Source organism: Candidatus Phytoplasma citri (assembly GCF_002009625.1).
GTDB lineage: Bacteria > Bacillota_I > Bacilli_A > Acholeplasmatales > Acholeplasmataceae > Phytoplasma > Phytoplasma citri.
On record NZ_MWKN01000027.1, the window covers coordinates 1 to 427 of the forward strand.

At 34.9% G+C, this 427-nt stretch carries 1 protein-coding gene; it reads right to left on the reverse strand.

The features are described 5' to 3' along the window. Positions 1-242: 242 nt before the first annotated feature. The coding region (locus B2G44_RS02315; protein ID WP_180372462.1) for a hypothetical protein at positions 243-427 on the reverse strand (185 nt) is incomplete at its 5' end.

The window sequence follows — 427 nt, forward strand, 5'->3', positions numbered from 1 at the left end:
AAAGATCGGCTGATACAAAAATGTCTCGAAAAAAACTCTTAATTCCTTATTTTGAATAAATACATATTCCAAAGTCGTACGAATCTAACTGACCGTCTAAAAGCGGAACTTTGCGAGAAGTACAGCAAAACATTCCAACTTCCAATTCATCACATTGGTACGGTCCGCAATGTGAATCACCAAAGGATTATGAATAAAAGTAAAAAGGTATTGTGTAAAGATTGTCATTAAAAGATAACCAATCAGCAAATACATGATATCAGCAAGAATAAGAACAATAAGAATAAATAGCTAATTAGTCGCGAGACGAAATTAGTTTTCGAAAGAAAATAAATTAGGGAAAGCGGTGTGCTTGGAAACTTGCTCGCACCGTTTGGACGGGGGCTGATTGTAAATAAAACAGCAAAGATAAATCGCTGCATAAAAC